The sequence below is a fragment of the Arachidicoccus terrestris genome (assembly GCF_020042345.1).
Taxonomy (GTDB): Bacteria; Bacteroidota; Bacteroidia; order Chitinophagales; family Chitinophagaceae; genus Arachidicoccus; species Arachidicoccus terrestris.
The window spans coordinates 3,360,324-3,384,797 of the sequence record NZ_CP083387.1 but is presented as its reverse complement, the minus strand read 5'-3'; the positions used below and the strand labels follow the sequence as shown (position 1 = coordinate 3,384,797).

The 24,474-nt window shown below is 45.1% G+C and carries 16 protein-coding genes; 11 read left to right on the top strand and 5 right to left on the bottom strand.

Going from position 1 to position 24,474, the window contains the following annotated elements; genetic code table 11:
* Nucleotides 1–8 precede the first annotated feature (8 nt).
* Nucleotides 9–3,041 (bottom strand): triple tyrosine motif-containing protein, encoded by a 3,033-nt coding sequence (locus tag K9M52_RS13130; protein WP_224068885.1) that lies wholly within the window; start codon nucleotides 3,039–3,041, stop codon nucleotides 9–11.
* A 288-nt stretch (nucleotides 3,042–3,329) separates the two neighbouring features.
* Between K9M52_RS13130 and K9M52_RS13125 the strand changes: the two genes are divergently transcribed.
* The 7 genes from K9M52_RS13125 to K9M52_RS13095 all read left to right on the top strand — a co-directional run bounded on the left by K9M52_RS13125 (nucleotide 3,330) and on the right by K9M52_RS13095 (nucleotide 15,281).
* Nucleotides 3,330–4,844 (top strand): glycoside hydrolase family 30 protein, encoded by a 1,515-nt coding sequence (locus K9M52_RS13125; protein ID WP_224068884.1) that lies wholly within the window; start codon nucleotides 3,330–3,332, stop codon nucleotides 4,842–4,844.
* 88 nt (nucleotides 4,845–4,932) lie between these two features.
* Nucleotides 4,933–8,067, top strand: a complete 3,135-nt coding sequence (locus tag K9M52_RS13120) for a SusC/RagA family TonB-linked outer membrane protein (protein ID WP_224068883.1) — start codon at nucleotides 4,933–4,935, stop codon at nucleotides 8,065–8,067.
* 37 nt (nucleotides 8,068–8,104) lie between these two features.
* The gene (locus tag K9M52_RS13115; RefSeq protein WP_224068882.1) at nucleotides 8,105–9,652 is read left to right on the top strand and encodes a RagB/SusD family nutrient uptake outer membrane protein; all 1,548 of its coding nucleotides are present in this window, start codon (nucleotides 8,105–8,107) and stop codon (nucleotides 9,650–9,652) included.
* A 102-nt stretch (nucleotides 9,653–9,754) separates the two neighbouring features.
* Nucleotides 9,755–11,203 carry a glycoside hydrolase family 30 protein gene (locus K9M52_RS13110; protein WP_224068881.1) on the top strand — a complete coding sequence of 483 codons (1,449 nt, stop codon included), beginning with the start codon at nucleotides 9,755–9,757 and terminating at the stop codon, nucleotides 11,201–11,203.
* 45 nt (nucleotides 11,204–11,248) lie between these two features.
* Nucleotides 11,249–12,808 carry a glycerophosphodiester phosphodiesterase family protein gene (locus K9M52_RS13105; protein WP_224068880.1) on the top strand — a complete coding sequence of 520 codons (1,560 nt, stop codon included), beginning with the start codon at nucleotides 11,249–11,251 and terminating at the stop codon, nucleotides 12,806–12,808.
* A 49-nt stretch (nucleotides 12,809–12,857) separates the two neighbouring features.
* Nucleotides 12,858–14,663, top strand: a complete 1,806-nt coding sequence (locus K9M52_RS13100) for a cellulase family glycosylhydrolase (RefSeq protein ID WP_224068879.1) — start codon at nucleotides 12,858–12,860, stop codon at nucleotides 14,661–14,663.
* A gap of 138 nt (nucleotides 14,664–14,801) precedes the next feature.
* Nucleotides 14,802–15,281, top strand: a complete 480-nt coding sequence (locus tag K9M52_RS13095; protein ID WP_224068878.1) for a universal stress protein — start codon at nucleotides 14,802–14,804, stop codon at nucleotides 15,279–15,281.
* 15 nt (nucleotides 15,282–15,296) lie between these two features.
* Here K9M52_RS13095 and K9M52_RS13090 read toward each other — a convergent pair whose 3' ends face one another.
* The 3 genes from K9M52_RS13090 to dcd all read right to left on the bottom strand — a co-directional run bounded on the left by K9M52_RS13090 (nucleotide 15,297) and on the right by dcd (nucleotide 19,362).
* Nucleotides 15,297–15,530 (bottom strand): 4a-hydroxytetrahydrobiopterin dehydratase, encoded by a 234-nt coding sequence (locus tag K9M52_RS13090; protein WP_224068877.1) that lies wholly within the window; start codon nucleotides 15,528–15,530, stop codon nucleotides 15,297–15,299.
* Between the two features lie 227 nt (nucleotides 15,531–15,757).
* A complete protein-coding gene (locus tag K9M52_RS13085) occupies nucleotides 15,758–18,565 on the bottom strand; it encodes an outer membrane beta-barrel protein (protein WP_224068876.1) in 2,808 nt (935 codons plus the stop codon).
* Nucleotides 18,566–18,825: 260 nt separating this feature from the next.
* Nucleotides 18,826–19,362, bottom strand: coding sequence for a dCTP deaminase (gene dcd, locus K9M52_RS13080; RefSeq protein WP_224068875.1), 537 nt, complete (start codon nucleotides 19,360–19,362; stop codon nucleotides 18,826–18,828).
* A gap of 75 nt (nucleotides 19,363–19,437) precedes the next feature.
* On the opposite strand from dcd, the gene K9M52_RS13075 reads away from it, so the two are divergent.
* From K9M52_RS13075 to K9M52_RS13060, 4 genes are all read left to right on the top strand, one after another.
* Nucleotides 19,438–20,097, top strand: coding sequence for a 4'-phosphopantetheinyl transferase family protein (locus tag K9M52_RS13075; protein ID WP_224068874.1), 660 nt, complete (start codon nucleotides 19,438–19,440; stop codon nucleotides 20,095–20,097).
* 321 nt (nucleotides 20,098–20,418) lie between these two features.
* The gene (gene lpxD / locus K9M52_RS13070) at nucleotides 20,419–21,375 is read left to right on the top strand and encodes a UDP-3-O-(3-hydroxymyristoyl)glucosamine N-acyltransferase (protein WP_224068873.1); all 957 of its coding nucleotides are present in this window, start codon (nucleotides 20,419–20,421) and stop codon (nucleotides 21,373–21,375) included.
* Between the two features lie 140 nt (nucleotides 21,376–21,515).
* Nucleotides 21,516–21,935: a VanZ family protein gene (locus K9M52_RS13065; protein WP_224068872.1), complete on the top strand. Its 420-nt coding sequence runs from the start codon at nucleotides 21,516–21,518 to the stop codon at nucleotides 21,933–21,935.
* Nucleotides 21,936–22,130: 195 nt separating this feature from the next.
* Nucleotides 22,131–22,880: a lipoprotein signal peptidase gene (locus tag K9M52_RS13060; protein ID WP_224068871.1), complete on the top strand. Its 750-nt coding sequence runs from the start codon at nucleotides 22,131–22,133 to the stop codon at nucleotides 22,878–22,880.
* A gap of 92 nt (nucleotides 22,881–22,972) precedes the next feature.
* Here the strand turns inward: K9M52_RS13060 and fumC are convergent, their stop codons facing one another.
* Nucleotides 22,973–24,373 (bottom strand): class II fumarate hydratase, encoded by a 1,401-nt coding sequence (gene fumC, locus K9M52_RS13055; RefSeq protein ID WP_224068870.1) that lies wholly within the window; start codon nucleotides 24,371–24,373, stop codon nucleotides 22,973–22,975.
* Nucleotides 24,374–24,474 lie beyond the last annotated feature (101 nt).

Sequence of the window (24,474 nt, the reverse complement as noted above, 5' to 3'; positions counted from 1 at the left end):
ATGTGAACTTAGCTGCCCGCCTGCCTTCGCACACTACTCAAAAAATCATAGAGGTTCACCTGTGCACTCGTAATACGCAGCTTTTTTCTAAGCCGGTATCTGGCCACCTCTACCCCTTTTAAAGAAATATTCAGCAGTTGCGCCATTTCTTTGGAAGATAAATTCATTTTGATATAAGCGCATATTTTTAGATCTGAAGGGGTCAATTCCGGATAAGCATCTTTCAGATTCGATAGAAAGTTATTATGTACTTCATCAAAATGAATCGCAAACTGTTCCCAGTCAGCATCCTGTTTTTCCGCCTCACTGAGCATTTTAACCAGCCGGGAAAAGTCGCCATGACTTTCATCATCCGGCAATTTTCTAATGGCACCTGAAAGCTCTTCTTTGAGCTTTGAAAGCAGTTTACCTCTTTTAAAAAGATGCATCGTGGCTGAAGCAAGTTCCTGGTTTTTAAAAGCCACTTCTGCCTCTAGCTTTTCTTTCTGGAGCTGTATAATTTCTCTCTCACTGTGTTCGATCTCCAGTTGATGTAGATACCGCAGCTTTTGCTGTTCTTTTTCGAACTTGGTGCGTTGCGCCTCGAATTTTTTAAGTAACAGGTGCCGGCCATAAATTAAGCCAGCAAAAAATAAGAGGATATAAAGGAGAAAAGCGAGGGTGGTCTGATACCAATGGGGCTCAATGACAAACTGATACGCCATTACCTGAGACGCTGTCCCAAACCGATCCCTGGCTTTGACTTTAAAAGTATAACTCCCATAAGGCAGGTTGGTATAGTCTTTTTCCTTTTTTGCCGTCCAGTCGCTCCATTTTTTATCAAAACCCTCTAATTGAAAACTGTATTCAAATTCTCTGGGCGGACGGTAGGAAGTGGCGGTAAACTCAAAATGGAATGAGTTGAATCTGGCTGGCAAATGTCGAATTGTCTGTTCAGGCTGGCTTTTGACAACGGTATTGCGCTGCGTAAAATAGCCATTGAAAAGACAAGAGTCCCTGGCGGCAATTGCATTTACCCTGGTGAGTATCAGTTGGACGGGTTCATGCCGGCCCTGATACTTATTAAAATTGATATGAATAAGACCATCATTGGATCCGACAAGAATATTTTTATCATTGATAGGCAAAATAAATTCAAACCCGGATATCAACTTACCGTTGAGTTCGGGAAAATAACGGATACCCCTGGAAGGTATATATACACCGAGTTTCTTGTGCGTTACAAACCAGATCCGGCCTTTGGCATCTTCACAAACCAGTCGAACAGAGAGTTTCCCAAATATTTTTTTATAGTTATTTTCGGGGAAGAAGCGATCTCTTTGAGGATCATATGTGTATAGCCCCTTATCAGTACAAAAAACGATCTTACCCTTCAGGGTATACACATAATTATTTAAGGTGCCGGGCAGGCCATCTTTTTGTGTGTATAAGCGTATGCCTAAAACACGTCTCATATCTGTACTCATCTGCAAACCATAAACGCCCCTGTAAGGATGTGAAGCCCATATAACGTGACGCACGGTATCCATGGCCATAAACCTGAGTGACTCATAAGGGCTACCCGGAATGCGCCCTCCATCCATGATTTGTCCCAAGGAATCCCTCAGCAACTCCATTCCCGCATAATTACCTGTTAGCCATTGACGCCTGCTCTGGCCATTACCGGGCAGGGGCTGGAAAAGCCATACACCTTCATGCTTATAAATAGGTACAGCACTGACTCCCTCTACCCGGAAAATGCCTTCATTATGCCCCATCAGTAATTGGTCTCCTGTGTTGTATAACCCCCATACCTGACCAGAACTGCCTGCCACTTTGAAAAAATGTCCCCTGCTAAAACTGATATCTTCAGTGAGCGGTACACTTAAAGGTGCTTTAAAAAGGCCGTCCGAAGTCCCAATCACCAGCTGTCCTTTATATACAAGTGCGGTATAGCAGGCAGCTGGTGTATTATAAATCGGGCTAATAGTCTGGATAAAAGAGTTATAGTCTACCAGGTCAATGCCTTTATCCAGTCCCAGCCAAAGATTCTGCTCCCGATCCACAAAAAGGCTGAGGACATTATTATTCTGCAGTCTGGTTTCACTGTCAAAATGCCTTAATATCTGTCCGGCCTCATTGATAATATATACGCCCCGGGAAGTCGTACCTAAAGCAAACTTATCGCGACTGACGCTGGCAGCAGTATAAATATGTGCAGCTGTGACATAATCGGGAAGAGGTACAGGGCGGACTTTGCCGTTTTCGAATATTGAAATACCGCCCTTTAGTGTCGTAATCAGATAGCCATGGCCTTCTGTCTCTACAATGGAGGTTATCACCTGATTTATAAATGCTTTTGTCAGAACGTTCCAGTGCCCTCCCTTATACATCAAGAGTCCTTTTTTTCTGTCCTGGGCCAGCACACCTTCCCTGACACAGGCCATGTATACCCACTCGCTGGGTGCCGGATACACAACAGATCTCCGGTTGCCGACTGCAGTGTCAATAGCCATAATCCGGTCGGTACATCTGAAATAAAGCCGGCCGCCGGTAATCCCGGTGTTCCAGACATCTGCAAAGCTGCGCTCGGTCGCCGGCAAATACTTTTTAAGCGAGCGATAAGTTAAGGTCCCGTTGGATGATGGAAAATAATAACCGATCTCATCCTGGCCACCGGTGTAGATCTTCCCGTCTGAGCCAATAACCAGCGACCGTACCAGTGTTTTATTAGGCAAGGGATACAGGTGCCAGTCATTCCCATTATAAGTAAGTAAGCCATCCGTATTGGCAAAATAGAGTATTCCCAGACTATCCTGTGCAATCATCCAGTTTTGTACACCCGCTTCAAAATCTTTCTCAGTAAAATGAACCACTCCTGGCAAGCCGATGGTGCTGTAGGGTACATGAGTCGCAGCCGTATTACGCTGGCCGGCCACCCTGACAAAACAGCAGAGTACTGCCAGCAGGAACAAATAAGTCCTGAATAAATAACCTGGCCGGCTGCTGTTCGTTAACAGATTTTGGCTTTTAGGTGCCGGAAATAATGCTTGCGGATTCACCCGTTAAAATTCTGTTTTTTGCCTGAAAAACTTCCATGAATTATCTCAATTTCATATTGAGGGGCATTAAAACATTGATTATCAATAAATGTATTTTAATATGTAGTGGTATTGTAGGGGCAGTATGTTTGGCAGCTGTCCCCCAAAACGCAAACTTTACCTAAAATTCTTTAACAAACGGGCGACTCGTTTATTAAAAGAGGTTAAGGTGCTCTTAGGATTCCCGCCCTTAATCAGGTCCTCGATCACAAAGAATCTTTAAAGCTCATAATACACAATACTTTGTTTATGTCTCAAAAATTTAGATCTTATGTCCCGGAGGTTGCGATCATAGCAACCTGCATCATCCTGACCGCCAGCTGCCGGTCGGATAATAAAACAACTACTGACCGGAATTACCCAGGTCAAAATCGTTTGTCAACAGTGATTGCCTATCATCAGCAATCAGCTCCCGTCATCTATACGACAGCTAAAAATACCAACCTTAGAATCAGCCCCTCAGATACGCTCACCTGGACTGCTAAAGATCAGCCTCTGGAAACCGATATCTGTGTTTTTATTGATCCCGGCCATCAGTTTCAGAAAATAACCGGCTTTGGCGGAGCCCTGACGGACGCTTCGGCAGAAACCTTGGCGGCGCTTCCGGAAAACCTGCAAGACAGCCTGATCAATGTCTATTATGATCCCGAAAACGGTATCGGTTATAACTTCGGCCGCACCAACATTGGGAGTTGCGATTTTTCCAGCGCCAGCTACATGTATGTGGCAGAAAATGACACCACGCTTAGCACCTTCAGCGTTGCCCATGATGAAAAGTTCAAGATTCCGCTGATCAAACGGATCCAGAAAAAACTTGGCGGTAAATTCAAGCTATTTGCCAGCCCCTGGACACCGCCCGCCTGGATGAAAGACAACCACAATATCCTGCATGGTGGCCATTTACTTAAAAAATATTACGCGTTATGGGCTGATTACCTGATCAGATTCGTCCAGGCCTATCATCAGTATGGAATTGACCTCTGGGGTATTTCTGTCCAGAATGAACCCATGGCCAATCAAATCTGGGAATCCTGTATATATACCGCCAGCGAGGAAAGAGACTTCATCAAAAATGCCCTTGGCCCTGCCTTACATCAAAACGGCTATGCGGACCTAAAATTGATTGCCTGGGACCATAACCGGGATCTTTTATTCCAAAGAGCCAGTGTACTGCTCAGTGACAGCGTAGCGGCTAAATACATCTGGGGGCTGGGCTTCCATTGGTATGAAACCTGGTCCGGCACAAAACCGCTTTTTGACAATGTGCAAAAAGTAAGAGAGAGTTTTCCGAGCGTACACCTGCTCTTTACAGAAGGCTGTCAGGAAAAATTTGATTACAGTAAGATCAATGACTGGGGACTGGGAGAAAGATACGCCATAAATATCCTCCATGACCTGAATGGCGGCATTACCGCGTATTGTGACTGGAATATCCTGCTGGATCAAACCGGCGGACCCAACCATGTAGGCAATTTCTGTTTTGCACCCGTCATCGCCAATATCCCGGAAAAGCAACTGCATTTCACAAACGCCTTCTGGTATATTGGCCAATTCTCTAAATTCATTCATAAGGGCGCCAGGCGAATCAGCTGCACGACCAACCGCTCCGATCTGCAGGCCACTTCTTTCATTAACCCCGATGGATCCATTGCCTCCGTAGTATTGAACACTACTGACAAAGATATTTCATTTCATTTTTGGTTAAACGGTCGGTGGGCCTTGGCAAGGGCCAGAGCGCATAGCCTGAATACCGTCATTTTATAAAACTAAAACAACACCCCATACACTCATTTAACAAGAACAAGGTGAGGGCATCCTATCAGAATGGCGCTCATCAAACGAAAATTTAACAATGAAAAAAAGAAAACACATGCAACCCTGGCTATCGCTGGCATCCCTTGCACTTATAGGGGCGGTGATACCCACATCCAGGACACTAGCCGCAGGCTATGTCCCTGCTTATATTACGGTACAGCAACAACTAACCGGCATTGTATCGGGTCCTGATGGAAAACCTTTGGCAGGCGTTTCTGTACAGATACAGGGCACCTCCAATGGCACTGTCACAGATACCGACGGACGATTCACCCTACAGGCAAAGGCCGGAGATATTCTGGTCATTTCTTCTATCGGGTATGCGGACCAGACGGTGACTATTGCTGATCAGACAACCCTCTCCATCACACTCCAGCCCCAATCCGGTGATTTGAGTGATGTTGTCGTGATCGGTTACGGCACCCAGAAGAAAAAAGCGTTGACAGGTGCGATTTCAACCGTGTCCGCAAAAGACATGGAAAACCAACAGATCACGCGTTTTGATGATGCCCTCAGAGGACGCGCCGCGGGTGTAACAGTCGTTCAGAGTTCCGGTCAGCCGGGCGCCTCTCCCACCATCCGGGTGCGTGGAGTCACCTCCATTAACAACAGTGATCCTCTGTACGTCATTGATGGCATTACGGTAGATAACGGTGGCTATGAAGCGCTGAATCCGGATGACATTGAAAGTATTACAGTTTTAAAAGATGCCTCTGCGGCTATCTATGGCGCCAGAGCCTCTAACGGTGTAGTCATCGTCACGACCAAAAGTGGCAAAAACGGTCCGCCCAGGCTCAGTTATAATGGCTATTTTGGTATCCAGAACCCGATCAAAAGGGTAAAACTGGCCAACGCCAGCCAGTATGCAGAGCTGGTCAATGAAGCCGCTACCAATGACGGCGGTGACCCGCTGATTGAAAATCCATCTAAGTATGGTCGGGGCACAGACTGGCAGGACGTAATCTTTAAAAAGAATACGCCCATCCAGAACCATAACTTTAGTGTGAGTGGCGGATCCGATAAAGGTACTTATTATGCCTCCTTTGGTCTCTTGCAGCAAAAAGGCCTGGTCATGCCGGATGTATCCAGCTTTAAAAGACTCAATTTCGCATTAAACAGTACTTATAAAATACGGCCTTGGTTAACGATCGGAGAAAATATCTCCTATAGTTACAATAAGACAGAAGGTATTGATGCGAATACCGAGTTCGGTGGCCCGCTCTCCGATGCGATGAACCTGGATCCGATTACACCGGTTATCGTTTCCGACATGAGCACTGTAGATCCCGCAGTCTATTCCAATCCGTATATCGTCAGAAACGCACTGGGTCAACCCTACGGTATTTCGTCTCTCGTCGCCCAGGAGATCGTGAATCCGGCCGCCTACGTAAAGACCATTGCTGGTAACTATAACTGGTCACACAATATTCTGGCCAACGGTTTTGTTGAGATCAGGCCCATCAAAGGATTGATCCTTAAAAGCTCACTGTCCGCCAAACAGGCATTTTATGGCAGTGAATCCTTTACGCCACTTTACTACCTGAGTTCCACCAGAAGCAATACGACCGTTACTTCAGGCAACCGGGCCTCTAACCAGAACCTGACCTGGAACTGGGACAACACGGCGTCTTATGATTATTACAATGGCCTGCACCATTTTATGCTCCTGGTCGGTACATCGGCACAAAAAGAATCCGGTATGAATCTGAGTGGTAGCTTTGCAGGTCTTCCGATCAATTCTTACGAAGATTACTCTTTGAACTTCAGTCTGCCGACCAAAGACAGGGTCGCTTCCGGCAGCGATGCGCAGCCTTATACACTGTCTTCTCTTTTCTCCCGCCTGACGTATGACTTTGATGAAAAATACCTGTTCTCCGGTATCATCCGCCGGGATGGTTCTTCGAAGTTCGGCAGCAACAATGTATATGGCTATTTCCCTTCCGTTGAAGTAGGCTGGGTACTCTCCAAAGAGCATTTTATGGAAGAGGCTGCCAATCTCAGCTTCCTTAAACTAAGGGCATCCTACGGTGTACTGGGCAATGAACGTTCTTTGGCTCCGTTCCAATATGCAGCTACCATTGGCAGCGGCAGGAACTATGTCTATGGAATAGATGGCCTGATCATCGGATACAGTCCCAATGCGCCGGCCAACCCGGATCTTAAATGGGAACAGACTGCCACGGCCAATATCGGTATCGATGCCGTTTTCCTGAAAAACTTCAACCTGTCTTTAGATGTCTACAATAAGAAAACAACCGATATGCTGCAGACCGTTAAACAACCGTTTTATGCAGGTTATAACGGAGATCCCTGGCAGAATGTAGGCAGTCTGGTTAACAAAGGAGCAGAACTGGTCCTGGGTTATACCTATCAAAATAAAGACTTCAGAATCAACGCCAGCGGCAATATCTCCTATAACCATAATGAAGTGACCTATTTAGGAACGACCGAGTATTTTACCTCAGGCTCCTATCAGAACATGATTTACCCGCCCAGAAGAACACAGGTCGGCCAACCGGTCAACGCCTTCTATGGTTTTAAAGAGCTCGGCATCTTCCGCTCCCAGGATGAGATCAATAATTACAAGACGGGAGAAAAGCTGATTCAGCCCAATGCCAAGCCGGGCGATTTTAAATGGGCGGACCTCAATGGTGACGGCACTATTTCTGACGGTGACCGCACGTTCCTGGGCAGCAGCCTGCCCTCGTGGAACTACGGCTTCTCTGTAAGCGCCAGCTATCACAATTTTGACTTCCTGCTATTTGGTCAGGGTGTATGGGGTAATAAAATTATGAAAGCCTACAGGCGTATGGACATCAATTCTGCCAACTATGGCATCGAAGCGCTGGACAGATGGTCTGAAGCGAACCCAGATGGCAACTATCCACGCCTGACCAATGATGACAAGAACGGCAACTTCAAAAACCCCAGTAACTTTTATTTGCAGAATGGTGCCTATTTCAGGGTAAAGACTTTGCAAGTCGGCTATACGCTGCCTGAAGAGATCACCCAGAAAGCTACCCTACAAAAGGTGCGTTTTTATATCAGTGCCAATAACCTGTTTACTCTAACAGGATATAACGGACTGGATCCGGAAGTGGCCGGCAGTATCGACAAAGGTGTTTATCCGCAGGCCAGAACCTGGATGCTGGGAGCCAATATCACACTTTAAATTATAGTTTCTTATACATCAGATAAAAAAAGAAATCATGCAATATCATATAATTAAACGAGCAGCGGCGCTACTACTGACCGTAGGTGTTTTCACGGCCTGCTCCAAATCCTTTCTGGAACTGGACCCAAAAGGGGAATTTCAGGAAGACACGTATTATAAAACACCTGATCAGGCCTTTGCCGGTCTGGTATCCTGTTACGCACCGCTCACCGATGCGGGTGGAGGGATTGATGGCACTTATGCGAATACATTAGGACCGTTGAACGCCGCATCAGACGAATGCCTGGCAGGTGGCGGCGGCGCCTCAGATATGAATACCTGGCAGGCCATGAGTGATTATTCAAAACTCACACCGCAGGTCGGCCCCCAGGGCCAGTTCTGGTCTATGGATTACAAAGGTATTTACCGTTGCAATGTGTTATTAACGAAAATCGAAGGGGCCGGGCTGGATGAAGCCACTTTAAAAAGGTACAAGGCAGAGACGCAGTTTCTCAGGGCTCATTATTATTTCGACCTGGTACGCTTGTTTAAAAACATCATCCTGTCACTGGAACCCATTCCCATTGCCCAAAACAGGGACGTCAAACAAACTTCTGCTGACAGTGTATATGCCCAGGTAGAAAAAGATCTGTTGGCAGCGATACCGAATCTGCCAGCCACGGTGGGCGAAGCCGAGAAAGGCCGTGTAACGCAAGGAGCAGCGATCGCCTTACTGGGCAAAGTCTATCTCTACGAAAAGAAATGGGATGAGGCGGCGGAACAGTTCAACAAGATCAACGGCCCCACACCGGGCGGCGCAGCCACACCGGTATATGGCTATCAGCTGGTGAAAAATTTTGCGGACATTTTCAGCCCGGATCATAAATTCAATTCTGAGTCTATTTTTGAACTGGTCTACACCGGCACCGGCAAAACGGACTGGGGTAACTGGTTTCCGGGCAAAGGCAATGTCTATGTCAATATGGTAGGGCCCCGCTCCTATACGGGTCCCACTTATTTTGGAGGTGGCTGGAGCTTTAATCCGATCATTAAGGAAACGCTGGTAAAAGACATGCATCCGTCTAAAGACGTCTATGATCCGCGTTACCGTTATACTATTGCCAATATTGACTCTCTCACAAAGGCAACCGGATCCAGTTATATTGAAGGCTATTTGAACACAGGTTACTTTATCCAGAAATTCGCACCTTTACAGAAATACAAGGTGGCTTCAGGTGTGGCCGAACTAAACTTTCCCAATGATTATATCGAGATCCGGCTGGCCGACACCTATCTGATGGAAGCAGAGGCATTAGTACAGGCAGGTACCGGCACCGCACGCGCACAAAAACTCCTGGATGCCGTACGTGCCAGAGTAGGACTACCATCTGTACCGGTTACGTTGAAGAATATCTACCATGAAAGGCATATGGAACTGGCTACGGAAGGCCACAGGTGGTTTGATCTGGTCAGGACCGGAAGGGCCGCAGCTGTACTGGCCTTTAAGGGTTTTGAAGCGGGCAAAAACGAGATATTGCCTATCCCTTTTGCAGAATTCGAATTCAATAAAAACCTGAAACAAAACCCACTTTATGTAAATTAGCGTACTTGTCCTGATCTACATACTTAATAATCAAATGACAACCGGCAGGTGATTCTAATAGGCTAACGCCTGCCGGTTGTTCTCTATGAAAAACCGATACATATGCACTCAATAAAAATACTAAGAGCAACAGCTACTTCTTTTTTCGTGCTTAGCCTGATGACAGCCTGTGGCAAGAGTAATAGCCAAACAACGACCTCGCCTGAAACATCACCCATTGTTAAGGACTCGGTACAACCATATTTAACAACCCCCAACAGGTCAAAGTTGCTGGAAAGACAGCCAAAAGTTGCCTTCGAAGCAACCGACAATAGTCAGCTGGATAAGATTACCGTTGATTCTGCCATTCAGTATCAAACGATGGACGGGTTTGGTTTCTGTCTGACTGATGGCAGTGCCAAACTAATCAGTGAAATGGCTGCCGCGGACAAAAAGCAGCTACTCGGCGAGCTATTTGGTCACAAAGGCAGCGCCATTGGCATTAGCTATCTTCGGGTATCCATTGGTGCGTCCGATCTGAGTGACAGTGTTTATACGTACGATGACATGCCAGAAGGCCAGACCGATCAAAACCTGCAACATTTTTCCATTGCCAAAGCAAGCATACACCTGATTCCGTTACTTAAAGAAATTCTCCGCATCAATCCTTCTATTAAGATACTAGGTTCTCCCTGGTCCGCCCCATCCTGGATGAAATCCAATGCCAGCTCCAAAGGCGGCAGTTTACTGCCGCAGTATTATGAGAGCTATGCGCAGTATTTTGTACGGTACATACAAGCCATGCAGAAAGAAGGTATTACCATTGACGCCATTACACCACAAAATGAACCGCTGAATCCGGATAACAATCCCAGCCTGTATATGACTGCCGATGACCAGCGGGGTTTTATCAAAAACAACCTTGGACCAGCCTTCAAAACCGCAGGTCTGTCGACCAAAATACAGGTCTATGATCATAACGCCAATCATCCGGATTATCCAATGACCATTCTTAGTGACCCGGACGCCGCTGTTTATGTGGATGGGGCAGCCTTTCACTTATATAACGGCGACATCAGTGCGCTGTCTGAAGTACATGATCGGTACCCAGATAAAAATCTATATTTTACAGAACAATATACACCCTCTACCGGGTCTTTTGGTGGCGATCTCAGCTGGCATATCAGTAATCTGATCGTAGGCGCGACCAGGAACTGGAGCCGCAATGTACTGGAATGGAACCTGGCCGCAGATCCAAATCTGGCCCCGCATACACCCGGTGGCTGTACCACATGTCTGGGGGCGCTTACCATTGATGGCAAAGTCATCAGCAGAAATCCCTCCTATTATATTATTGCCCATGCTTCCAGGTTTGTACCTGCCGGTTCAGTCAGAATCAGCTCCGGCAAGATCGCCGGCGTACCGAACGTTGCTTTTCTGACGCCCGGGGGCAGGAAGGTATGTATAGCTATTAATACCACGGACCACGATCGCCGTTTTTGCCTGAAATACAAAAATAAAATCGCCCCCGTTATTCTCAGTGCGGGTGCGGCAGCCACCTACGTTTGGTAATTGAGTAGGGATATATTAATTTGAGGATAACTAAAGAGATAAAAAATGAATGTAAAGAACCTCCTACCCCGGCACCGGTTCGCTGCACTGGCATTGTTTGCAGCCGGATCGCTCCAGATCGCTCCCTTGCTGCAGCTAAGGGGGCAGTCTCCGGCGGTCAGTGATACGGCCGGCTATAGCAACGTCATTGCGCATAGAGGCGCCTGGAAAACCGCCGGTTTGCCCCAGAATTCAATAGCATCCCTTAAAAAAGCGATTCAGCTGGGTTGTATGGGATCTGAGTTTGACGTTCAGATGACTTCAGATGACACACTTATTATCAACCACGATCCGGTGTATGCCGGGGATACGATTGAAAAAAGTACGTATCAGCAGCTGATGCGTGTACCGCTGAAAAACGGAGAACATTTGCCCACACTCCGGAGTTACCTGCAGACAGCACTCGGAAGCGGCGGTCATACTATCCCGATACTGGAGATCAAACCCTCAGTGATCAGTAAAGACCGTGCCATTAAAACCACCCGTGCAGTACTTCAAATGGTGAAAGAATTTAAAGCTTTGGATAAGGTCATTTTTATCAGTTTTGATTATGATGTGTTGCTTGAAATCCATCACCTATACCCTAAGGCCATGACGCAATATCTGAATGGAGAGAAATCGCCGACCGACCTAAAAGCGGACGGCATCAACGGTGCAGATTACCATTACAGTGTCTTTCAAAAGCATCCGGAGTGGATCGGGGAAGCAAAGAATACAGGCATTTTGCTAAATGGCTGGACCGTCAACGATACAGCAACTATCGACTGGTTACTGGCCAGCCGTTTTGACGCCATTACGACCAATGAACCGGAGCTTGTGGCCGCCAGGGCCCGCCGTCATCAGAAAATCTATGGTAACAGAAAACTGGTCTTCAACGATGAATTTAACGTTGCCGGCTCCCCTGATGGCAGTTACTGGCGCTATGATACCGGCAGTCATGGCTGGGGCAATCATGAATTAGAGAATTATACAGACGGAGACCGCCGCAATGTTGTCATTGAAAAAGGATTGTTACATATTATTGCCCGAAAGGATGATAAGCAACCCAAAGGATATAGCTCAGTCCGCATGGTCCAGAAAAAAGGATTTTTATATGGGCGTCTTGAACTGCGCGCTAAGCTACCGGCTGGCCGTGGGCTCTGGCCGGCACTATGGTTATTACCGGATAATAACACGTATGGAGGCTGGCCATCCAGCGGAGAAATAGATCTCATGGAAAATGTCGGTTACAATCCGGACTCTGTATTTTTTACCGTACATACAGAGAAATACAATCACGTAAAGCATACCCAAAAATCCAAGGGAGTTTATACAAATTCACTTTATACACAATTTCATGTATATGCATTAGAATGGTCGCCGGACTCCCTATCCTTTTACATGGATGATCAAAAACAGTTTAGTTTTGCCAATGAACATACTGGTTATAAAAGCTGGCCTTATGATCAACCTTTTCACCTGCTCATGAATATCGCCGTAGGCGGCGATTGGGGCGGTAAACGAGGCATTGACAACAACGTCTTCCCTGCCAAGATGCTGGTGGATTATGTAAGGGTCTATCAATAAAGTCGTTACCAATCTATCTTATTTTCTTATTCAAGCAATATCTCCTACTATGGCTTACACTTCTCTCTTCAGGATTAAATGGCTACTCAACATCGGCTTATTCATTGCAGGCGCTATCGGCGTTCACCAGAGAGCCGACGCACAGTTTCTCAGAACTTCCGGCACCCATATCACAGACGGCAAAGATTCCAGCTTTATTATCCGCAGTATAGGATTGGGCGGTTACATGCTGCAGGAAGGCTATATGTTTCATGTTGGTTTTTTAGGAACACAGACTAAGATACGCGAAAAAATCCGCGACATGGTAGGAGAAGAAGGCACAGAACAATTTTATAAAGACTGGCGGCAAAACTTTATCCAACAGGCAGATATTGATTCAATGGCGGCCTGGGGATTTAATGCCGTTCGGCTGCCCATGCATTACAATCTTTTTACATTGCCCATTGAGCAAGAACCTTTTGCCGGGAAGAATACCTGGCTGCCGGAAGGTTTCAGGTTAGTAGATACCCTTCTTTCCTGGTGCAGTCAGGCTCATGTCTATCTCATATTAGACCTGCATGCTGCACCGGGCGGACAGGGCAATGATTTGCCTATCAGTGACAGAGACCCGGCACGCCCTTCCCTATGGCAGTCCCAAGCCAACCAGGAGAAAACTGTCGCCCTATGGGAAAAACTGGCAAAGCGCTACAAGGACCAACCCTATATAGGTGGCTATGATCTGCTTAATGAAACCAACTGGGGCTTTGAAGACAGTACAGATATAAGAGGGACCAAAGAACAACACAATCAGCCACTTTGGGCCTTGCTTAAAAGAATTACAGAAAGCATCCGCCAGTATGACAAGCGTCACATGATCATACTTGAGGGTAACGGTTTTGCCAATAATTACCACGGCCTTGACAGCTTATGGGATAACAATACAGTTCTTAGTTTTCATAAATATGGTAACTTCAATGACAAGACTGCGATCCGGTACTTCCTGGATCTGAGAAACCGGTTGCAGGCACCTGTGTGGCTGGGAGAATCCGGGGAAAATTCCAATAACTGGTATATGCAATGTATTCGGTTAATGGAAGATAATCAGATCGGCTGGAGCTGGTGGCCCTGGAAAAAAATGGGGTTGAATAACCCGCTGGAAATCAAAATGCCCCCAAACTACGATGCTTTTATCCGTTACGCTGCAGGAAAGGGTCCCCAACCACCCGCCGGCAAGGGCAGCAAATTGCTAAAAGCTCTTATTAATAACATTCGTATCCAAAATAATATCATCCATAGAGATGTCATTGATGCACTATTCAGAAGAGTGCAGGACCCCACGTCCGTTCGGTTTAAACAATATACACTCAATGGCCATCCGTGTTATGTCTTGGCCGCAGACTACGATTTAGGCGCAAACGGCTATGCCTATCTGGACAAAGATACAGCCCGGTATCAGTATACCCCGGGCGTTCATACTGATGGCAATAAGGGACGACAATACCGTAACGACGGTGTCGATATAAGAATCGATTCTGCGTCCGGTAAACCTTATGTCTGTTTTATCCAGGACGGTGAATGGCTAAACTACACATTAGACATCCAACGATCCGGTAAATATCAATTGCAGCTGGATTATGCGAAAGATAAGCAGATGCAAGATACCGACTCACTCAATATTGAGATCATGCAAGCTGACAAAACAGTAGGAGATCTTCTGCTCAATACAAGTGCCCCGGCAAACGGGACATTTACAATTAGCCGGCCGGTAACCATTATGTTGAATAAGAGCAGTAACCTTGGGAAACCGGTAAAGCTTATATTTAAAAAAGGGGGCCTATTGCTTAGAGGCATTATTTTCAGGCCGGTAACAAAATAGACGCCTCCGGCACCGATTATTAACACCTAACGTAGGAGTTTGGAGCAGAATTTGCGGCAGCTAGCAGCAGCGGATTAAAGAACAGATTAAAAGAGGGTTTGCACCCTGAATATATCTTTCAACTTAAATTGCACGCATATGTCAACTTCAATGTCCGGAACGATGGTGTTCTCCAAGATGCTTATTGCGGTGGATGGTAGTCCCTGCTCAGAAAATGCGGCTAAAAAGGGTATTGAACTAGCCTCTGTTTTGCAGATTCCCGCGGCATTATTTTCTGTAATAGACAGAAGCCAGGAAATCATTCCTTCCGACCTGGAAGTAAAACCTATCCAGACAGGTACATTTCTGGAAGATCAAGCCAACAGCACGATCAGGCTAATCATTGAAAAATATGTACCCCGCTCCATGGAGGACCGTATCCATCCGGTATTGACGGAAGGATTACCCAGAGAAGAGATCCTGAGAAAACTGAAGAACTGGGGCGCTGACATCCTGGTCGTTGGCACCCATGGACGCAAGGGCCTTGCCCATTTTCTGTTAGGCAGTACAGCAGAATATCTGGTCCGGCACGCTAAAGTTCCTGTATTGGTCATTCCCTTTGAAGGGCCAGACATATAACCCATAGCTTTCCAATCAGGACAATAGCCCGTTGATCGCCTCTGCCAGTTCCCGGTCCTTATCAGTAACAATATCACCGGCGTCATGTGTACTAAGGCTAATATCTACTTTATTCCACGAGTTGGACCAATTGGGATGGTGATTGTGTTTCTCTGCTATCAGCGCCACTCTGGTCATAAAAGCAAAAGCTTCACTAAAATCACCAAAGGTGAACGACCTTACTAACCTGCTATCTTTCTCTTCCCACATAATGATGTTTTTTTATTTGGGTCTGAATGTTGTTTTCTGTATATCCGTTCTAACCGGCACAATATATATGCCACGACTGCCGGATACCCATGCAGTGATATGCAAAAATGTAAAGCCTTATAATCAAAAAATGGGCCGCCAATGTAGTCATATTACTCCATAGCCGGCCCATTTGTATTTGATAAATTCCCTGTTTTCAATACGACGCCTAAGTCATGGGATGACGATTAAAAGCCTCTGCCACCGCGGAAACCGCCACCTCTGCCACCTCCAAAACCACCTCTTTCTCCACCAAAATCCCTTCTTGGCCCCCGGCCACCATCGGGGCCAAAACGCATTTTCCTTCCTCCGAATTTGCGCAGATTGTAGGTAAATGTCAACATAAAATAACGTTTGAGAATATTATTCTGGGTCCAGCCAATAACGTTGTCCGTTCTGGTAAAATCAATCCCTTTATTCTGGTTAAGGATATCATGTACGGAAAGCTTTAATTCCCCGGCCTGATTCCAGAACAATTTGGCAATACCTGCATTCCAGATAGGGATGGCCGTATTCTGTCCTTTTGGAAGCCCCGCGTAAAAAGTGTAATCAAAGTCTGACATAATCTCCCAACCGGACTTTGAATACCAGGTACCGTCAAAGGACAGTGACTGGGAATAATAGTTACCGTCTGAATTTTTATTGACGGTATAACTGGCAAAATTATAGGTCGGATTTGTGGAAAAATTGACGTCAAAAAGTTCTGCCAGATTGGTAGACCAACCGATACGTTGGCTAATGGAAGTGTTATAGGTAAAACTATGCACATTATTAATCAGACTGACAGAACGCTGATTCTCAAAGCGGGTGGAAAGATTCAGGTTGGACTTCGGCCGGTTCAAAGGAATGCCCCAGTTCAAATAACCGCTGATATTATAGAAACCGTTCAAATTAACGGGTATCGTAGAATCTCCGCCATTGGGTAGCCTGAATTTTGCATTCGAAATCATATGTTGTGTAATATCTGCGCTGATCATGGCATCGAAAGACTTATTACTCTCTCTGTCAAAATTATTGTAGCGCAACAGGAAGCTATGTTTGAATTCCTGGTCCAGATTAGGGTTACCTGTTGTTATATGTAGCGGATTGGAGTTGTCGACTACAGGCTGTAGTTGATTAACGTCGGGTTGATTGGTACGCCCACGATAATTAAACCGTAAACGCCTGGTTTTTGAAAACTTATAGGACATAGAGGCGGTTGGATAGAGATTGACATAATCCTGGCTCAGATGAATATCTTTGGAAAGATTGTCACTGTTGAGGCGACCGAACTGCACCCCGGTCCCTGCACTGATATGCAATAACTCATCACTATACATATAACCTAACGTCGCCCGGGTAGACTGATAGGTATTTTCGTAGAGATTGGTGAGAAATTCATTGGCATCCGTATAACCGCCGGTGATGCTGTCGTAATTATAGGTTTTACGGTCCGAGTTCGTTTTCCGGTAGGAATTGTTAAGTTCCAGTTCCAGTAACTGATGCGGGGCAATAGGTTCGGTATAGGACAAAGTCGTGCTGATAGATTTGTTTTCATTAATGGAAGAATAGGTCTGATTGGTCAGACTATCTTTGGCCGTTTCGAAATTATATATATCTGAGAAATTAGTGCCCTCGTTTTCGTTCCTTCCGGCAGAAAGCTGCAGGTCCAGTGAAACGGACCGCCCTTTCTTTTTGAAAGCATGCCGGTAAGTTGTTCCCAAGGCGGCATTATAACTGTTTGACCCCGTCGTATTATTTGAATTAGTACGACTGAGCCTGGAAGTATCTCCGTCAATCAGCCGGGAAATCTCACTTGAAGATGAGCTGCTGCCTGAGCTTTTGTTGTAGCTTATATTTGGCCGGATTCTGAGTTCATTGCTGGAATCAAATTTTGTCTCGAAGTTCAGATTCATCCGGTGGCCCTGATTATCACTAATACCATAACTGTTTTGACTAGTCAACTGAGAAGTATCTGTGAACAGATCTTGCCGGAAAGATTTACTGTCTCTGACAGAATGCCTGTCGGTATAATTATAGCTGCCGGAGAATTCTGTCTTCTTAGATATTTGATCACCGTAACGTATACCGGCAGAAAAAGTCTTATTCAGCCCGTTATTGTCGTCACTACCGCCGCCACCACCAAATGTCTGCGCATTCACATTGTTGAAGTTCACAATCGCGCCAAGTCGTTTATCGCCATCCATTTTGAAGAAGCGACCGTTAAAATTATAAAGCCCGTTTTTGAATTCAGGGTCATCATTACCGATCGCCGCAGAGGACTTGCCAAACATACCGTGGCGTTTGTCCTTTTTTGTCACAATATTGATCGTTTTAATCGTATTGCCATCATCAAAGCCGGTAAATTCTGCCTGATCACTTTTGCCGTCAAATACCTGGATCTTATCTACGACCTCACGAGGCAGATTCTGTGTGGCCACTTTCGGGTCATCTCCGAAAAAACGTTTACCGTCCACAAATACTCTTGGAACAGATTCCCCTTGACTCTGGATTGTGCCGTCCTTCCCTACTTCCATACCCGGTAGCTTTTTAATCAGGTCTTCAACCGTTGCATTGGGCTTGGTACCAAATGCATCCGCATTGAATTCAGTAGTATCTCCTTTGAAGGTCACCGGCACAATAGCCGTCACGATGACCGTCCCTAATTCGTTCAGCGTCTGCTTCAATGTGATTTCTCCAACATTTAATGCCGGCTCTTCTTTAGAAATGGATACATAACGGTCTGCGACATCGTAGCCCTGGAAGGATATGCGCATAATATAAGTTGTCAGCTCCAGGTCTGAAAAACTAAAGTGCCCGGTACTATCTGAGAGAGTTCTTTTAACATTAGCGGTATCAGCAGCCTTTAACAAGGATATTGTAGCTCTGCTGACATTATTAGAGATCGTATCTACGATCTGGCCCGATATTTTCCCATCCCTATTCTGGGTCTGTGCCTGAGCCCGACTCAGAATAAGGGAAACCATCAGGATGCTAACGACGACTGTGAAACGCATAAGACTTTTGGGGTATATTTTAAATAAATTTCGACTCAGGCAGAAAGCCTGGGTTTAAGCAAAGGTCTGGGACACCTGGCTAAAACAAGAGCCTTTCGGTAGAAAGGTGAAAAGATTAGGTTAAATCAAAAGCCGGCAATCAGAAAACGGCAGCTTAATCTGTATAGAACTCCTCATAAGCACTCAATTAAGCCGCAATCAGGACACTTCTACCTTGCAATAGGACCATCTTACAGCCTGCAATAGATGGTTCCATGGTGCTAAAAAGGGTTTTTCCACATCATGCTCTCTACCGGTCTATTGGGCTGGCCACTGTACTTGGCATTCTTTTTCTGATTGTACTTGACCTCGATCTCTCCCTCAACAGGGAAATAGATCAGCTGTCCTATAGGCATAAATTTATAAACACGTACGGGCTGTTTGCAGGATATCTCCAGTGTCCAGTTGCCACAAAAACCCACATCGCCTTTTCCTGCCGTAGCATGAATATCAATACCTAACCTTCCCGTTGAAGATTTCCCTTCCAGAAACGGGACGTGGACATGTGTTTCAGTATACTCCTGCGTAACCCCTAGATAAAATCTGTCAGGTTGTAGCACGAAACCTTCCTCAGGAATTTCAAAAAACTCAATCTCATTATGCTTTCTGGCATCCAGCTCGCTATCTTTATAGACTGCCAGCGTGCTCCCCAGATGCACGTCATAACTATTGCTTCCAAGTTGTTCACGCACAAAGGGGGTGATTTTAATAGTCCCCTTGTTCATCTCCTCTAAAATCCTTTTATCCGATAATATCATTCCTGCCTAATTGGTTTAAGATTATATTTGCAAATATATAGCTTATCCAACATTTAAAAGAAACCAGTAGCCCATATGCCTTTGTTTTATCAAGACCAGCCTTCTGATGATATCCGTTTAGCCATCTGGCAAATCCGGGAAGAAGAATCTTTCTTCCTGAACCAGGTTCCCCTTAGTAAAAAGATCCAGCACCCCCACAAAAGAAAACAACACCTGGCAGGCCGGTATTTATTATCCTTTCTGGCGGCTGACTTTCCGCTGTCAGAGATCGCTATTGCAGACAGCAGAAAACCCTACCTTAAAGATGAAAAATATCACTTTTCCATTTCCCATTGCGGAGATTATGCCGCAGCCATTATCAGTAAAACCCATAGGGTAGGTATTGATATTGAAATATTTGATGATAAAGTGATACGTATTCAGAATAAATTTCTCAATGAAAATGAACGGGGTTTCCTGTCAGAAAATAATGATCATTCTTTGGCGCTATACACTACGCTGTGGTGTGCTAAGGAAGCCATCTACAAATGGTTTAGTTTCGGAAAGGTTAATTTTAAAGAAAATATTCTTTTAGCGCCATTTTCTTTAAAAACGGAGGGGTGTTTTAAGGGGAGATTTTTCAAGGAAGAAATGGATATGTCATTGGCTGTTCATTACAAGCTATTCGCAAAGCTAAGTATGACGTGGGTTTCAGGGGGAATAAAAAATATCCCGCATGAAGCGGGATATAGATAAAAATGTGTTAGTAAGCACGAAAAAAAATTTCCGTACACAATATTAAAACTAGTTTTGACGAATGCAAAATAATTTACCTATTTTTTTATGCACAATTACCTTTCAAATTGTGCATTTCTTTGTTCAGCCATCATTATTTTATTGCATGTCAAGCAGGTTTTTATTTTTCCCTCATGCATTAAACCATTGAAAAGGGCGCTGATCATCCGTGAATGCTGCCTGAGAGAGACTAGCAAGAAATAACAAAGTTCTAAAAGAATAATAGCCCAACTGTATTAATTTTGGAACCAAATATTAAATACAACTAATTACAATAGAACCATGGAGTTTCCTCAACCCGTAACCGCAGAGTGGATTGCTGAACTAATCGGCGCCGAATTGATTGGTGATCCCGCTATGAAAGCCAGTGGTATCAATGAACTGCACAAAGTCAAACCCGGTGATCTGGTCTTTGTGGACCATCCCAAATATTATGACAGTTGCTTGAAAAGTACAGCCACTCATGTCATTATTAATGATAAGACAGTAGAACGACCAGAGGGAAAAGTATTGCTTTATTCAGAAGAGCCTTTTGAAGCTTACCTGAAAATCGTTACGCATTTTCGTCCTTTTACAGCGGCCAGTACGATGATCAACCCCAGCGCTATCATCGGTCAAAATACCATTATCAGTCCGGGTGTTTTTATCGGCAAAGATGTGGTCATAGGTGATAATTGTATTATTTACCCCAACACAACCATTAGTGATTATACACGAATCGGAAACCACGTAATTATACAATCAGGCAGCGTTATTGGCAGTGATGCTTTTTATTACAATACCCGGAAAACAGCACCAGACTGGTATCGTAAAATGCAAAGTTGCGGTCAGGTGATTATTGAAGACGATGTGGAAATCGGGGCCAACTGTACAATCGACCGCGGTGTAACGGATGCGACCCGGATCGGCCGCGGTACAAAAATGGATAATATGGTTCATATCGGCCATGATACGGAGGTTGGACGCAATTGTTTATTTGCGGCTCAGGTAGGTATCGCAGGAGCGACCAAAATCGAAGATGGCGTCACCCTTTGGGGCCAGGTTGGCGTCAGCAAGACGCTGACTATCGGGGAAAACGCAACAGTATTAGCGCAAAGTGGCGTGCCTTCCTCCCTCAAAGGCGGAAAGACCTATTTCGGTTATCCTGCAGAAGAGGCTGGGTACAAAAGAAGAGAACTCGTCTGGGTAAAGCGTATACCGGAATTATGGAAAAAAGTCTTTCAGGACGAAAGTCGATAGATGTTCCGGTATTTTGGCCTGATTTTAGTCATTGGTAGTGAAAATATTCAATAATAACAAAGAAGCACCCTAATATGGATGCCCGTATCCATTGTACAGCAATTTGATACGGACTGATCTGCGAACAAAAAAGATTAATTTTGAGTCAGCAAACTACCATTATAAAGCCACCGACTTTCGCCCAGTTCATTCCTTTCATTATTTGGCTACTCATTATTTTTATCCTGTTGACGCTCCCGCAAAGAGATTTTGATGGCGTGGACATGAAAATTCCCTTTCAGGATAAGCTCGTTCATATGGGGCTTTTCGGTGGTCTGGTATTCTTTTTTGGGTTGGCTTACAGAAAGATACCTTTCGCTTTCTCTAAGACCAAACTCGTTTTTATGGTATTGATCGCCACCTCTTATGGTATTATCATGGAGTTTGTCCAGAAATATTGCACCGGCCATTCCCGTTCTTTCTCCTATGAAGACATGGTCGCAGATGGACTCGGGGCAGTCATTGGCTACTTTCTGGTTCGTTATATTATCACAAAAAACAATACAAGGTTACTTAAATAGCCTGTTTCTTTGTCATTTTACTCAGATCGGTGGATTCTGGCATCCAAACAGACCTCAATAGCGATTTTTTAACGTCTTTCGGGCGATTTTTTTGTAAATTCACACGGGCAAAAACAATAAAAGCAAGCGGCTAAACGCCTACATTTGATTTTCCATTAACTTTGCCGCAATTTAAGTGCATTAAAAAATTTAACATTGAAATCGTCGACCATTAAAGGAAAACATGTTGCAGGGCTCATTTTACTGTTACTGTTTATTGACCAGGCTTTTAAAATCTATATCAAGACGCATTACTATTTAGGTGAGGAACATAATATTTTAGGTTCATGGTTCAGACTGCATTTTGTAGAAAATGAAGGAATGGCCTGGGGGTTGCAATTTGGCGGCTCTTTCGGTAAAATAGCCTTAACACTGTTCAGGTTAGTTGCCGTGATATGGGGCACTTTTTATATCCGGAATCTGATCCGTAAAAAAGCGCACAAGGGGTTCATTATCTGTGTCAGTCTGATCTATGCCGGTGCTGCAGGCAATCTCATCGACAGCATGTTTTACGGATTAATTTTCAATGCCAGCCACTTAGGCAGCCACCACGTTGCGACACTGTTCCCACCTAGTGGCGGATATGCGGCATTTCTCCATGGCCGCGTTGTTGATATGTTATACTTTCCTATGATTGATACAGTTTTACCCAACTGGGTGCCTTTCTGGGGCGGTAAAGAATTCACGTTCTTTGATCCTGTATTTAACCTGGCTGATTTCTATATCTCCTTTAGTTTTTTCGTGCTGTTGATTTTCCAACGAAGATTCTTTCCCGACCAGCAGTCTAAAGAGAATAAAACGGAACTGCAGACACCGCAATCCGATCTTAACACAGCCTTGAATATGCAGGAAAATGCATCTTCTGATAATCAGCAAAACAACATTGAAATCCATTCGGCCCGTTAATCTCAAAAGGCATAATAAATAAAAAAGCGTGACTTCAGTTAAAATCTGAGATCACGCTTTTTTGTTATGTTTCCTACAGCGGCTCTGCCGGCTTAATCTATATCTCCACACATATTCACAGGCACTACCCACTGATCAAACTGCTCAGGGGTCAGATAACCGAGGGCAACAGCAGTTTCTTTCAGGGTTGATCCGTTCTTATGTGCAGTCTGTGCGATTTCCGCAGCTTTATAATAACCGATCTTCGTATTCAATGCCGTTACCAGCATCAGAGAATTATCAACATGCTTTTTAATATTTGCCTCAATGGGTTCTATTCCTACCGCGCATTTATCGTTAAAGCTCTTACAGCCATCCCCGATCAAACGGGCACTATGCAAAAAATTATAGATCATCATCGGTTTGAACACATTTAACTCAAAGTGACCGGTTGCTCCTCCTACATTAATGGCAACGTCATTACCTAACACCTGTGCCGCGATCATAGTTAGCGCTTCACACTGCGTCGGATTCACCTTGCCAGGCATAATGGAGGAACCGGGCTCATTATCCGGGATATGGATTTCACCGATACCGCTTCTGGGTCCGCTGGACAACATCCGGATATCATTGCCGATTTTCATCAGACTTACCGCAACTGTCTTCAATGCACCGTGGGCCTCCACAATCGCATCATGTGCCGCCAACGCTTCAAACTTATTGGGGGCAGTCACAAAAGGCAACCCTGTCAGTTCAGCAATTTTTTCCGCGACCAGCTTTGCATAACCTTTAGGCGTATTGATACCCGTCCCTACGGCTGTCCCACCAAGGGCCAGTTCCGTAAGATGTGTCAGTGAGTTCTGGATTGCTTTTAGTCCATGCGTCAGTTGTGCAGCATAACCGCTAAACTCTTGTCCTAAGGTAAGAGGTGTTGCATCCATAAAGTGGGTCCTGCCGATCTTAACCACTTTTTTAAAAGCTTCGGATTTGCTCTGCAGCGTGTCACGTAACGTTGTAATATGCGGAATAGTATTTTCCACCAGGATCTTATAGGCCGCAATGTGCATGGCAGTGGGAAAAGTATCATTGGAAGACTGACTCTTATTGACGTCATCGTTAGGATGCAGAAATTTTTCCTTATCCGTCAATACACCTCCGTGCAGCACATGTGCCCGATAGGCAATGACTTCATTGGCATTCATGTTACTCTGTGTGCCGCTGCCGGTTTGCCAAACCACCAAGGGAAACTGGTCCAATAACTGGCCGGACAGGATTTCATCAGCTACTTTGGCGATCAGTTCAGCCTTTTCCCCAGGGAGGACGCCTAATGCCTCATTGGTCAGTGCCGCTGCCTTTTTCAGGTAAGCAAAGGCTGTGATAATCTCCTTAGGCATCTTATTGATATCTTCCGCAATTTTGAAATTATCAATACTGCGTTGTGTCTGTGCCCCCCAATAAGCGTCTGCGGGCACTTTCACCTCTCCCATTGTATCTTTTTCAATCCTGTATTCCATAATATATAATCATTTAAATGTTAACTTCAGATGTGCAAATATACTGGCTAATTCCCAACCGCCCTACCCATCATGCCAATTGTTGACCGGACCCGCAGGCG